Origin of the sequence: Citrobacter sp. (assembly GCF_050252275.1) — a bacterium.
GTDB lineage: Bacteria > Pseudomonadota > Gammaproteobacteria > Enterobacterales > Enterobacteriaceae > Citrobacter_A > Citrobacter_A amalonaticus.
Genome location: NZ_JBFWLF010000132.1, coordinates 1 through 11,855, shown reverse-complemented (window position 1 = coordinate 11,855; position 11,855 = coordinate 1). Strand labels below are relative to the sequence as shown.

Below are 11,855 nucleotides of genomic sequence, written 5' to 3'. Positions count from 1 at the left end.
TCCACTAAGCTGGAAGACGCTGGCGTGCGCTGGCTGGAGCCGGCCTGGAAAAGCATTATCTCCAACAAGGCGCTGTTGCCGCTGCTGTGGGAAATGTTCCCGAACCATCCGAACCTGCTTCCCGCTTATTTCGCCGAAGACGATTATCCGCAGATGGAAAAATTCGTCGTGAAACCGATCTTCTCGCGTGAAGGCGCAAACGTCTCCATTATCGAGAACGGTAAAACGATCGAAGCAGTGGAAGGACCGTACGGTGAAGAAGGCATGATCGTACAGCAGTTTCATCAACTGCCGAAATTTGGCGACAGTTATATGTTGATCGGTAGCTGGTTGATCAACGATCAGCCTGCCGGGATCGGTATTCGCGAAGACAGAGCGCTGATCACTCAGGATCTGTCCCGCTTCTACCCGCATATTTTTGTCGAGTAATTGAGAACGCCGGGTGGCGGCTTCGCCTTACCCGGCATTAATCATCCCACCTGTACCGACAGCATACTCAGGCTGCCCATCTCGATACCATCAACCGGGATCGTCATCGGTTCTTTACCATCCCATGCGCCCAGCACATACAGCAGCGGCAGATAGTGATCCGGTGTCGGGTTCGACAATGAGCCGCCTTCGTGATCGAGATAATTGACCAACGGATGCTGCTCAACCGGTCCCTGCCAGCTCAGGTTCGCTTTGACAAAATCATTGAACGATGTCGCCCACGGATACGGGTTATTATCGCCGTGCCAGCGCGCCGTGCGCAGGTTATGCACTACGTTGCCGCTGGCCACCAGCATGATGCCTTCATCACGCAGCGCCGCCAGTTTACGCCCGATTTCAAAATGCCAGGCCGCCGGTTTGGTGCTATCAATACTCAACTGCACCATCGGGATATCGGCATTCGGGTACATCTTTATCAGCACACCCCAGGAACCGTGGTCAAAGCCCCAGGCTTCTTTGTCGAGCACAACCGGCACCGGTGCAAGCAAATCAACCAGGTGCTGCGCCAGTTCAGGTGAGCCGGGCGCCGGATAATGCGTGTCGTACAACGCCTGCGGGAAACCGCCGAAATCATGAATGGTCTTAGGCGCTTCCATCGCGGTGACGCCGGTACCTCGGGTGTACCAGTGGGCTGACACCACCACAATCGCTTTCGGACGCGGCAGTGTCTCCCCAAGCTGCTGCCAGGCGCGGGTATACAGGTTATCTTCCAGAACGTTCATCGGACTGCCGTGTCCCAAAAACAATGCTGGCATACGAATTGAAGACATGATGATATCCTTACTCAGGGAGTCATTTTGATGGTCTTACAATACCCTCTTTCGATGAATGAAGAACTCTGATAACCATGATGATGATCATCAGTTATTTTGAAGGTCAGCGAGATGTATAAGGAGTCATTGATGTCAGTACCTTTAATTCTGACCTTACTGGCGGGGGCCGCCACGTTCATTGGCGCGTTTCTTGGCGTACTGGGGCAAAAGCCCTCTAATCGCCTGTTGGCGTTTTCGCTCGGATTTGCCGCCGGGATCATGCTGCTGATCTCTTTGATGGAGATGCTGCCCGCCGCGCTGGGTACAAAGGGAATGCCGCCAGTTCTGGGCTACGGCATGTTTATCATCGGCCTGCTGGGTTATTTTGGTTTGGATCGTCTGCTTCCACATGCCCACCCGCAGGATCTGATGCAAAAAAGAACGCAGCCGATTCCTGGCTCGATTAAACGTACCGCCATCCTGCTGACGCTGGGGATCAGTCTGCACAACTTCCCTGAAGGGATTGCCACCTACGTCACCGCCAGCAGTAACCTGGAGTTAGGATTCGGCGTCGCGCTGGCGGTTGCCCTGCATAATATTCCGGAAGGTCTGGCGGTCGCCGGGCCGGTCTATGCGGCCACTGGTTCTAAACGTACCGCGATTTTCTGGGCGGGCATTTCCGGAATGGCGGAAATATTGGGCGGCGTGCTGGCGTGGTTAATTCTTGGCAGCCTGGTGTCACCTGTCGTCATGGCGGCGATTATGGCCGCAGTCGCCGGCATTATGGTTGCGCTGTCGGTGGATGAACTGATGCCGCTGGCAAAAGAGATCGATCCCAACAACAATCCCAGCTATGGCGTTCTGTGCGGAATGTCGGTGATGGGGCTGAGTCTGGTCATACTTCAGACGATGGGGATCGGGTAACAGAGAGGGCAGGAAGCGGTTATTCCTGCTCTTTAGTCATGACGCGTTCTTCATCATCACGACGAAGTAATTTATTGCGGATTTCCATTAGCGCATCACGATCCTGCCGAAACGCCTTACAGTAGCGTTTCATGTGGCAAACATATCCCACGACCACCAGAACAATTAATACAATCCAGTACCAGGCAATAAACATCCTTTTACCCTTAAAATTTAACATTAACAGATATTTAGCGTTAAAATTTAACATACCTATAAGTAGGTAGGATTATATACTGGCATAGTATGAAATCGAAAAGATGATTTCGATCATAGAGAAAAAGATTGGATGTTTATTAACCGACAGGATGTTTGAAAAAGCGAAATTTGCCGGATAAGGTGCTTGCACCACTATCCGGCAAGGCAGAGTTAGCTGGCTTTACGTTCGTGCGCCTGACGGTAAGCCACCAGGTCTTCGATCGTCACAACAGCCATATTGTGTTTGCCTGCAAAGTCGATGCACTCCGGCGCACGCGCCATGCTGCCATCATCATTGGTCAGTTCACACAGAACACCCGCCGGTTTGAAGCCCGCCAGCGTCACCAGATCGATGGTCGCTTCGGTGTGGCCACCGCGGGTTAATACGCCGCCCGGTTGAGCGCGCAATGGGAAAACGTGTCCCGGACGGTTCAGATCGGAAGGTTTTGCGCCATCGGCGATCGCCGCACGAACGGTGGTCACGCGATCGGCTGCGGAAACGCCGGTTGTAACACCTACCGCCGCTTCAATAGTCACGGTAAAACCGGTGCCATAAGCGCTGGTGTTATTTTCCACCATCATCGGCAGATCGAGTTGTTTACGACGATCTTCGGTGATGCACAGGCAGACAATACCGCTACCGTGACGGATGGTCAGTGCCATCTGCTCAACGGTCATGGTTTCTGCCGGGAAAATCATATCGCCTTCGTTTTCACGATCTTCGTCATCCAGCACCATCACACCGCGGCCTTCGCGCAGCGCAGACAGAGCGTGTTCGACACGTTCAAAAGGCGTACCAAAAGAGGAAAGTAGCGTCTGATTCATGGTAAAAAAACCTCACTAAAATTATGGTTACCAGAATCAGGGCAGTCTTAGGAGTACCGACAAGCGGCAAAAAAATAACGTGAGCGGGTCCATGCCCGACTGGATCGTTACTCTCTCCCATCCGGACTCTAACCGTCGGCCCCGGAATTACACCGGATCTGCTGACCTTTAGGTTTGCACCCAAAGCGCTCGCGGGCTTTCAACCTGAGTTGATTTACCGCCGGTGGGGAATTTCGCCCCGCCCTGAGAATAAGCGGATTAACTATAACCCTATTGATTACCTTCATCAACGCCTTTACCCGCATTAACATCACACAATTCTGGTTTATGCCTTACGCAGATCGCACAACAATGAGCGTTAACACTTACCAGTTCAGGGAAACCACTATGATTGACCCGAAAAAAATTGAGCAGATCGCTCGCCAGGTTCACGAGTCGATGCCGAAAGGGATCCGGGAGTTCGGGGAAGATGTCGAGAAGAAAATCCGTCAAACGCTGCAATCTCAGCTGACACGTCTCGATCTGGTGAGCCGCGAAGAGTTTGATGTTCAGACCCAGGTACTGCTACGCACCCGTGAAAAGCTGGCGCTGCTGGAGCAACGTTTGAGCGAACTGGAAGCGCGTCAGGCCACTGAAGAAGTCAAACCTGCGCCCGCCATCCCACCAGTAGAACCGCAAGCGTAAAAACAGCAACGGGCCGCAAGGCCCGTTGACATATCAATGTTCCACTTCTAACTTTCTGGCGTTCATTGCCTGCTGGCAGTAGTGCGCGTAGCGTTTGCAAAACCAGCTGCGGTGCTCTTCATCCATATTGCCGGTAACCGCCTGGATATCAACAGGGCGACCTTCAGCCTGCATTCTGGCAAAGCTCCGCGCCAGGAAATCGAAATTGTTCATCGAATAAACACTGTTGTTCATTAGCATATCCTCCAGTCGGTGAATCTCTGTTAAGGTCATATGCTTTTTTCTGATACCAGTATTTACCGGGAGGCGTAGCAGGTTTGTACATATTGTGCGCAAATCAGTTGCCTGATGTCACACTTTGGGAACACGGGTGATGCCCGATTTCCAGACATCACCGCCAGTGGTTATTTATCGCTGTCTTTCTGAATTTTTTTGATGATATTGGTGGTGGAGCAACCGTCTTCAAAGTTGAGCACCAGCACTTCGCCGCCGTTGGCCCACACCTCTTCACTACCGGCAATCTCTTCTGGCTTATAGTCACCACCTTTCACCAACAGATCCGGTAATACGCCTGCAATCAGGCGCTGCGGCGTATCTTCTTCAAAGGAGACCACCCAGTCAACGGCTTCCAGCGCGGCCAGCACGATCATCCGCTGTTCGAGCGGATTCACCGGGCGCGTTTCCCCTTTCAGCCGTTTCGTCGATGCATCGCTGTTGACCGCGACAATTAAGCGATCGCCCAGCTTACGTGCGTTTGCGAGATAGGAGACGTGACCTGCGTGCAGAATGTCAAACACCCCGTTGGTCATGACGACTTTCTCTCCACGCTTACGGGCACTGGCAACGGCCTGCTTCAGCTCGTCTTCTGTCATCACGCCAAAGCCGGTTTCCGCACGGCCGCGTACCGCGTTTTCCAGTTCGATAGGCGACACAGTGGAGGTCCCCAGCTTACCGACCACCACACCCGCCGCCGCATTGGCAAAGAAGCAGGCTTCTTCCAGCGAATTACCGGCAGCCAGCGTCGCCGCCAGCACACCAATAACCGTGTCACCCGCACCGGTCACGTCATACACTTCCTGCGCCTGCGTCGGCATATGCAGCGGGGCTTTGCCCGGTTGCAGCAGCGTCATCCCTTGCTCGGAGCGGGTGACCAGTAGCGCGGAAAGCTCGAAATCGGCAATCAGCTTCATGCCACGTTCAACAATTTCTTCTTCGCTTTTGCATTTTCCTGCCACCGCTTCGAACTCAGAGAGGTTTGGCGTCAGTAGCGTCGCGCCGCGATAGCGGGCAAAATCAGTTCCTTTCGGGTCGATCAGCACCGGCACTCCGGCTTTACGCGCCAGCGCGATCATCTGCTGAACGCTGGCCAGCGCGCCTTTCGCATAGTCAGACAGCACCAGCGCCCCAATCGAGCTCAGCGCCTGGTTGATACGCTCATGCAGCGGCTGCGGATCCACACCTTCAAAACCTTCTTCGAAGTCGAGACGAATCAGTTGCTGGTTGCGTGAAAGCACGCGCAGTTTGGTGATAGTAGGATGGGTCGGGACAGAAACAAAGTCGCATTTCACGTTCACGTCCGCCAGCGTTTTGCTGAGCGCGCGCGCGGCATCGTCAATACCGGTCAGTCCGACCAGGCGCGAATTTGCTCCCAGAGAGGCAATGTTCATCGCCACGTTCGCCGCACCGCCCGGACGTTCTTCGATGGTATCGACTTTCACCACCGGTACCGGCGCTTCAGGTGAAATACGGCTGGTGGGCCCGTACCAGTAGCGATCCAGCATCACATCACCGACAACCAAGACTCCTGCACGTTCAAACTCTGGCAGCGTTACTTTCATTCCTGTCTCCTGAGAGATTCAAAATTTGCGCGCGATAATAGCACACTTCATTCTTCAACCAGCCACTTCTGCCAGCTTGCCCGCACCAGCGTACGTTCCGCCTCAAAACACGTTTGCGCCACATGGCCTGGCAGCTCCTGTAAGGCAAGGTGATGTAACTCATCGCGCAGCGTGGTGTAGGCGTGGGTCAACGCCATCGCCTCCTGCTCGTCCATAATGTCGTTTTGCGCTAACAGTTCCAGAATGCGCACATTATCCGACCAGCGGGTCAGTTTGGGTTTGTCATGGGCATAACGTAGCACCAGATATTGCGTGATAAATTCGATATCCGTAATACCGCCTTCATCAGCTTTAATATCAAAGCGATCGCGATGTTTATTGCCCAGATGTGCGCGCATTTTTTCACGCATTTCGCGCACCTCGTTCTGCAACGTTTTGCCATCGCGAGGCTGCGTCATAATATCGCGACGCACCGAATCAAACTGCGAGGTCAGTTGCGGGTCGCCGTAAACCACTCGTGCGCGCACCAGCGCCTGATGCTCCCACGTCCAGGCCTCATTTTTCTGATAATCCGCAAAGGACTCTGTGGAAGTCACCAGCATCCCCGCAGCCCCTGACGGACGCAACCGGGCATCCACTTCATACAGGATGCCCGAGGAGGTGCGGGTGCTGAACAGATGCATAATGCGCTGCGCCAGCCGCAGATAGAACTGCCGCCCGTCAATTTCCCGTTCACCGTCGGTCATCACGTCAACGGGGCAGTCATGCAGGAAGATCAAATCGAGATCGGAGCTGTAGCCCAATTCCCAACCGCCCAGCTTGCCGTAGCCCACCACCGCAAAACCGCGCCCTTCCCGCTCGGCAAGATGGGTCGGCTGGCCGTAGCGCGCCACCATTTGCAGCCACGCTTGTTGCACAACGGCGTCAATCATCGCCTCCGCCAGCCAGGTCAGGTGGTCGCTGACTTTCATCACCGGCAGCGTACCGGCAATATCCGCGGCGGCAATACGCAGCAGTTGCGTTTGCTTAAACTGCCGCAGAGCTTCCAGCTGTTGTTCTTCATCATCTTCCGGGACGCGCAGTAAATACTGACGTAACTCATCACGATACGCGTCGGTCGCCGTCGGCTGATAGAGCGTATTCGGATCGAGCAGTTCATCGAGCAGCAGCGGATAGCGCGCCAACTGACTGGCGACCATCGGCGACGCTGCGCAGAGCGAAATCAGATGTTTCAGTGCGCCGGGGAATTCACTCAGCAGCTCCAGATAGGTGGTGCGGGTGACAATCCCCACAAGCAGCGGCGTAATGCGCGACAGCGGGAGAGACGCGTCCTGGCGCGTGCAGACATCACTCAGCAGGTGCGGCATCAGGTGGTCGAGCACCTGGCGACCGCGCGGGCCTATCGTGCGTTTATCCAGTTCTTTACGGAAATCGGCAATCAACGCCAGCACGCGCTGGCGATCGTCATCCGTAAGATGCGACAGCACCGGCGGCGTGTCATCTTCCTGCAAAGCATCCTGCCACAGTTCGCGCCACTGTTCCGAGAGCGCATCTTCCTGCGTGTCAGTTTCGTCATCGCCTATCAGCTCGTTAAACACGCGCCGAACGTTCGCCATGTGCCCTTCCAGCGTTTCCATCAGTTGCGACCAGTTATCCGCATTCATTCCCCAGGCCAGTCGCGCCCGGTTAAGTTCATCGCCCGGCAGCGTCTGCGTCTGTTCATCGTTAATGCTTTGCAGCAGGTTTTCCAGTCGACGCAGGAAGAGGTAGGCCAGTCGCAACTGTTCGGCATCGTTTTCCGGCAGCAAATGCAGTGCGGCGATCGCGCTTAACGTCGGCAGCAGTGAACGCGATTGCAGCGACGGCTCACGCCCGCCGCGAATCAACTGAAATACCTGCACAATAAATTCGATTTCGCGAATGCCGCCCGCGCCGAGCTTGATGTTATCTTTCAGCCCCCGGCGACGAACTTCACGCGCAATCATCCCCTTCATATTGCGCAACGACTGGATCACACTGAAGTCGATATAACGGCGGAAGACGAATGGGCGCAGCATGGCGCGCAGTTCATCGACATAACGACCGTCGGTATCGCCCATGATCCGCGCCTTGACCATCGCGTAGCGCTCCCAGTCGCGCCCTTGCTCCTGGTAATAATCTTCCAGCGCCGCAAAACTCAGCACCAGCGGGCCGCTGTCGCCAAACGGACGCAGTCGCATGTCCACCCGATAGACAAAACCATCCTGGGTAGGCTGATCCAGAACCTTGATCAGCCGCTGTCCCATGCGTGTAAAAAACTGCGCGTTATCGAGTTCGCGGCGTCCCCCCTGGGTAGAGCCGTGCTCAGGCCAGGCAAAGATCAGATCGATGTCCGAAGAAAAATTCAGCTCACCGCCGCCCAGTTTGCCCATGCCCAAAATCAGCAGCGGCTGTGGGATACCGTCCTGACTGCACGGCGTTCCCCATTCCCGACAGCAGGCGTCGAACAGCCAGTCGCGCGCGCTGACGATCAGCGTTTCGGCCAGATGGCTTAACTGTTGCAGAATGTCGGTATCGTCCACCAGCGACAGCGCCTGCGCCCAGGCAATGCGCACCATCACGCGGCGGCGAAACAGACGCAGCTCATGCATCAGCGCCGCTTCATCGTTCACCGTTGCCAGCGCCGCCTGTAACCATTCGCCGTACTGTTGCCATTCATCGGCCTGCGGCGGCGCGCTTTCCAGTTCCGTCAGCCAGTGAGGATGTGCAATGATGCTGTCCCGCACAAAATCACTGAATGTAAGTACTGACTTCGCTTGTACGCCAGATACGGATTCAGGTAACTGCTCTGCAATGGTTTGCCAGTACTGCTGTAACGGTGACGAAAGCGGCTTCATTAAAAGGTTCCTTGTAACGTTGCCGGATGTGGGCATTACGCCTTATCCGGTCTACAAAACATGTCGATCCGTAGGCCTGATAAGCGCAGCGCCATCAGGCACTCCGGTTATCGTTTCCCGCTGTGCAACCAGAACGGTTGCTGGTTGTTCGCCTCATTGCGGAAATGTTCAATTTCAATGTGTTGACCGTTGGCGATAGCGTGATACAGCCCTTGCCAGTTCTCCAGCCAGGCCTGAACCACCGGCGTATCGTAATACCCCGCCAGCAGCAAAACGGTGTCGATATCGCGGCGTAAACGCGGCAACTGATCGCGATACTGGTCACCCAGCGGTTGTCCAAAAACGCTTTTCAGCTCAGCGGCGGTACGCGAAAGATGGATATCGGCGAAGCGCTTGAAAGAATCCGCCATTTTGGCCTGCGCCTTTGCATCCAGAAACGGCTGCCAGGCTTTGGTCACCAGCCACTCAGTCAGCGCCAGTTTCGCCATCGCCGTTTGGGTGGTATACACCGCCGTCACGGCAGAAACCGCAGAAGCGATGGTCGCTTCCGACTGGGTGAGCAGATCACGTAAGTGAGCGCTCGCTTTACGCGGAACGATGCCGCCAAACAGCATCAGGGTGTGACGCACCAGGCCCATCGCGGCCAGCACATGCGCCTTCGCGGCCTTATTGTCGCGAACCCAGAGTTCTTCGTGGTACTGCCATTGTGCCAGCGCCAGCTCCAGAGCGGCTTCCAGCCCGTGTTCCACGCTGGCTTTCGCGGGTGCTTTCAGCACCGCAGTCGGTTTGATCTCGCGTGGAGGATTCCCCTGCGCCAGATGATATCCACGCGCCGCTTTACTCAGGCTGCCCTGGCGCAGACCCGCCTGGTTCACCAGCTGATTCGCCAGCTTCAGAACCGCCCGGGTGTCGCCGCTCAGCAGTTCAAGCTCCAGCTCGCAAATCGGCTCCGCCAGTTCACCTGCTTTCACTTCGCCTAAATCGAGGGCGATTTCAATCTGGCTGCCATCCACGGTCAACAGCCATTTTTCACGTTCAAAATCGGTGCTGAACAGCGGCTGCACGCGGGAGAGGAGATCGGCAGGCAGCTCACCGTTGGGCCACACTTCCGGCGGAAATTGCGTTAAATCCAGCGTGGGCTCATTCAGGGGAACATTGTATTCCGGTCGCTGGTGTAAACCGCCGGTCACTCGTCCGGCAATTTTTAGGGTCATCTCATAGCGACCTTTCTCCCCACGAATACGCAGCCCCATATCGTGACCACGCAACCACTTATCCTCGGTCTCGTAGTAAATATTCAACAACGGGCTGGGTGCATGATGCTCGCCTCCGAGCGTATTCAGATGGTCACGCAGCGCGTTCACGGCGTCGTGATTAACGATAAATTTTAATTCAATTTCCTGAGCCATGGCCTTGTACTTACCGGTTATGTCACATAAGAGAGAATCACGACGAACTTACGGTGATCTTTTTTGTCAGTAGATAGTATTTTGCGCCAAATTGCCATGCAACGAGCAATTTGACGGGCGTAAAAGTTTTGAAGTAGCGGTAAACCGGACACAGATGATTCCGATTGATGTTGAATGCTTTGCGTAGAGACACTGATACCACTACTATCGTTCCACTTTCTATGACAATAACGACAGCCTGATGCCAAAATTACGCCTGATTGGATTTATGTTACTCGCACTTAGCGCTACTGCCGTGTCTCACGCCGAAGAAAAGCGCTATGTCTCTGATGAACTGAACACCTGGGTCCGCAGTGGTCCGGGGGATAATTATCGCCTCGTTGGCACGGTCAACGCGGGCGAAGAAGTCACACTGTTACAAACTGACGCCAACACGAACTACGCGCAGGTTAAAGACAGCACCGGGCGGACGGCCTGGATCCCGATGAAAGAGCTGAACAGCACGCCCAGCCTGCGCACCCGCGTGCCGGATCTGGAAAATCAGGTCAAAACGCTGACCGATAAGCTCAACAATATTGACACCACCTGGAATCAACGCACGGCTGACATGCAGCAGAAAGTGTCGCAGAGCGACAGCGTGATCAATGGGCTGAAAGAAGAGAATCAGAAGCTGAAGAACGAGCTGATTGTGGCGCAGAAGAAGGTCAGCGCCGCGAATTTGCAGCTTGATGATAAGCAACGCACCATCATCATGCAGTGGTTTATGTATGGCGGCGGCGTGCTGGGACTTGGCCTGCTGCTCGGTTTGATCCTGCCGCACATGATCCCAAGCCGAAAACGCAAAGACCGCTGGATGAACTAAATCGCCTTCTCCGCCACACTGTCATATGATTAAGGGATTGTATTTCCCTGGAGAGGTGGTGTGGCGTGAAGATTTATCTGGTCGGTGGTGCGGTTCGGGATACGCTGTTAGGGCTACCGGTTAAAGATAAAGATTGGGTGGTGGTTGGTGCCACGCCGCAACAAATGCTCGACGCGGGCTACCAGCAGGTAGGTCGCGATTTTCCTGTTTTTCTCCATCCGCAAACCCACGAAGAGTATGCCCTGGCGCGTACCGAGCGTAAGTCTGGCTCGGGCTATACCGGATTCACCTGTTATGCCGCGCCGGACGTCACGCTGGAAGACGATCTCCAGCGCCGTGACCTGACCATTAATGCCCTAGCGCAAGATGGTGACGGTGAGATCGTCGATCCCTATCACGGTCGGCGCGATCTGGAGCAACGCCTGCTGCGCCATGTTTCACCAGCCTTTAATGAAGATCCGCTTCGCGTCCTGCGGGTGGCACGTTTTGCCGCCCGCTATGCGCATCTGAGCTTCCGCATTGCTGACGAAACCATGGCCCTGATGCGCGAAATGACGCACGCCGGTGAACTGGAACACCTGACGGCAGAGCGCGTGTGGAAAGAGACCGAGAACGCGTTAACCACGCGTAACCCGCAGGTCTATTTCCAGGTCTTACGCGACTGTGGCGCGCTACGCGTGTTGTTCCCGGAGGTTGATGCGCTGTTTGGCGTCCCTGCTCCGGCTAAGTGGCATCCGGAAATCGATACCGGGATTCATACCCTGATGACGTTGTCGATGGCGGCGCTGCTCAGTCCGGAAGTTGACGTGCGTTTTGCCACGCTGTGTCATGACCTCGGCAAAGGCCTGACTCCGCCGGAGCTCTGGCCGCGTCACCACGGGCACGGCCCGGCGGGCGTCAGACTGGTAGAACAGTTATGCCAGCGCCTGCGCGTCCCGAATGAAATCCGTGATTTAGCC

General features: G+C 55.2%; 12 protein-coding genes and 1 riboswitch. Of the genes, 5 read left to right on the top strand and 7 right to left on the bottom strand.

Features of this window, described 5'->3' with window-relative positions; all coding sequences use genetic code 11:
* Positions 1 to 429, top strand: a 429-nt coding sequence (locus tag AB7E14_RS12745; protein ID WP_428169572.1) for a glutathionylspermidine synthase family protein, incomplete at its 5' end; no start/stop codon positions are given.
* 41 nt (positions 430 to 470) lie between these two features.
* On the opposite strand, the gene ygiD is transcribed toward AB7E14_RS12745, so the two are convergent.
* Positions 471 to 1,259 (bottom strand): 4,5-DOPA dioxygenase extradiol, encoded by a 789-nt coding sequence (ygiD, locus tag AB7E14_RS12740; RefSeq protein WP_044328100.1) that lies wholly within the window; start codon positions 1,257 to 1,259, stop codon positions 471 to 473.
* Positions 1,260 to 1,391: 132 nt separating this feature from the next.
* Here ygiD and zupT point away from each other — a divergent pair, with 132 nt between their 5' ends.
* Entirely contained in the window at positions 1,392 to 2,165 is a 774-nt protein-coding gene (gene zupT / locus AB7E14_RS12735) for a zinc transporter ZupT (RefSeq protein WP_042998175.1), read from the top strand.
* A gap of 19 nt (positions 2,166 to 2,184) precedes the next feature.
* On the opposite strand, the gene AB7E14_RS12730 is transcribed toward zupT, so the two are convergent.
* Together AB7E14_RS12730 and ribB are read right to left on the bottom strand one after the other, a co-directional pair.
* Complete coding sequence (locus AB7E14_RS12730) at positions 2,185 to 2,361, bottom strand: hypothetical protein (RefSeq protein ID WP_042998176.1); 177 nt, start codon at positions 2,359 to 2,361, stop codon at positions 2,185 to 2,187.
* A 212-nt stretch (positions 2,362 to 2,573) separates the two neighbouring features.
* Positions 2,574 to 3,227 carry a 3,4-dihydroxy-2-butanone-4-phosphate synthase gene (ribB, locus tag AB7E14_RS12725; protein ID WP_042998177.1) on the bottom strand — a complete coding sequence of 218 codons (654 nt, stop codon included), beginning with the start codon at positions 3,225 to 3,227 and terminating at the stop codon, positions 2,574 to 2,576.
* Between the two features lie 105 nt (positions 3,228 to 3,332).
* A riboswitch (FMN riboswitch) is annotated at positions 3,333 to 3,482 on the bottom strand.
* Between the two features lie 132 nt (positions 3,483 to 3,614).
* Here ribB and ubiK point away from each other — a divergent pair.
* The gene (gene ubiK / locus AB7E14_RS12720; RefSeq protein WP_042324283.1) at positions 3,615 to 3,911 is read left to right on the top strand and encodes a ubiquinone biosynthesis accessory factor UbiK; all 297 of its coding nucleotides are present in this window, start codon (positions 3,615 to 3,617) and stop codon (positions 3,909 to 3,911) included.
* A gap of 33 nt (positions 3,912 to 3,944) precedes the next feature.
* On the opposite strand, the gene glgS is transcribed toward ubiK, so the two are convergent.
* The 4 genes from glgS to AB7E14_RS12700 form a co-directional block, all read right to left on the bottom strand.
* Positions 3,945 to 4,151, bottom strand: a complete 207-nt coding sequence (gene glgS / locus AB7E14_RS12715; protein WP_080343280.1) for a cell surface composition regulator GlgS — start codon at positions 4,149 to 4,151, stop codon at positions 3,945 to 3,947.
* A gap of 164 nt (positions 4,152 to 4,315) precedes the next feature.
* Positions 4,316 to 5,749 (bottom strand): bifunctional D-glycero-beta-D-manno-heptose-7-phosphate kinase/D-glycero-beta-D-manno-heptose 1-phosphate adenylyltransferase HldE, encoded by a 1,434-nt coding sequence (gene hldE / locus AB7E14_RS12710; RefSeq protein WP_042998180.1) that lies wholly within the window; start codon positions 5,747 to 5,749, stop codon positions 4,316 to 4,318.
* A 47-nt stretch (positions 5,750 to 5,796) separates the two neighbouring features.
* Complete coding sequence (glnE, locus tag AB7E14_RS12705; protein ID WP_316962884.1) at positions 5,797 to 8,625, bottom strand: bifunctional [glutamate--ammonia ligase]-adenylyl-L-tyrosine phosphorylase/[glutamate--ammonia-ligase] adenylyltransferase; 2,829 nt, start codon at positions 8,623 to 8,625, stop codon at positions 5,797 to 5,799.
* 107 nt (positions 8,626 to 8,732) lie between these two features.
* On the bottom strand, positions 8,733 to 10,034 hold the full coding sequence (locus AB7E14_RS12700; protein ID WP_044328098.1) for an inorganic triphosphatase: 1,302 nt from the start codon (positions 10,032 to 10,034) through the stop codon (positions 8,733 to 8,735).
* Between the two features lie 241 nt (positions 10,035 to 10,275).
* On the opposite strand from AB7E14_RS12700, the gene AB7E14_RS12695 reads away from it, so the two are divergent.
* The gene (locus AB7E14_RS12695) at positions 10,276 to 10,896 is read left to right on the top strand and encodes a TIGR04211 family SH3 domain-containing protein (protein ID WP_042998183.1); all 621 of its coding nucleotides are present in this window, start codon (positions 10,276 to 10,278) and stop codon (positions 10,894 to 10,896) included.
* Positions 10,897 to 10,961: 65 nt separating this feature from the next.
* Positions 10,962 to 11,855: multifunctional CCA addition/repair protein (locus AB7E14_RS12690; RefSeq protein ID WP_428169571.1), on the top strand; the 894-nt coding region annotated here is incomplete at its 3' end.

Bases quoted from the DNA above. Each gene is read 5' to 3' on its own strand.
- AB7E14_RS12700 (WP_044328098.1), bottom strand. From the start codon at position 10,034: ATGGCTCAGGAAATTGAATTAAAATTTATCGTTAATCACGACGCCGTG.
- ygiD (WP_044328100.1), bottom strand. From the start codon at position 1,259: ATGTCTTCAATTCGTATGCCAGCATTGTTTTTGGGACACGGCAGTCCG.
- ribB (WP_042998177.1), bottom strand. From the start codon at position 3,227: ATGAATCAGACGCTACTTTCCTCTTTTGGTACGCCTTTTGAACGTGTC.
- AB7E14_RS12695 (WP_042998183.1), top strand. From the start codon at position 10,276: ATGCCAAAATTACGCCTGATTGGATTTATGTTACTCGCACTTAGCGCT.
- glgS (WP_080343280.1), bottom strand. From the start codon at position 4,151: ATGCTAATGAACAACAGTGTTTATTCGATGAACAATTTCGATTTCCTG.
- glnE (WP_316962884.1), bottom strand. From the start codon at position 8,625: ATGAAGCCGCTTTCGTCACCGTTACAGCAGTACTGGCAAACCATTGCA.
- hldE (WP_042998180.1), bottom strand. From the start codon at position 5,749: ATGAAAGTAACGCTGCCAGAGTTTGAACGTGCAGGAGTCTTGGTTGTC.
- zupT (WP_042998175.1), top strand. From the start codon at position 1,392: ATGTCAGTACCTTTAATTCTGACCTTACTGGCGGGGGCCGCCACGTTC.
- AB7E14_RS12730 (WP_042998176.1), bottom strand. From the start codon at position 2,361: ATGTTTATTGCCTGGTACTGGATTGTATTAATTGTTCTGGTGGTCGTG.
- ubiK (WP_042324283.1), top strand. From the start codon at position 3,615: ATGATTGACCCGAAAAAAATTGAGCAGATCGCTCGCCAGGTTCACGAG.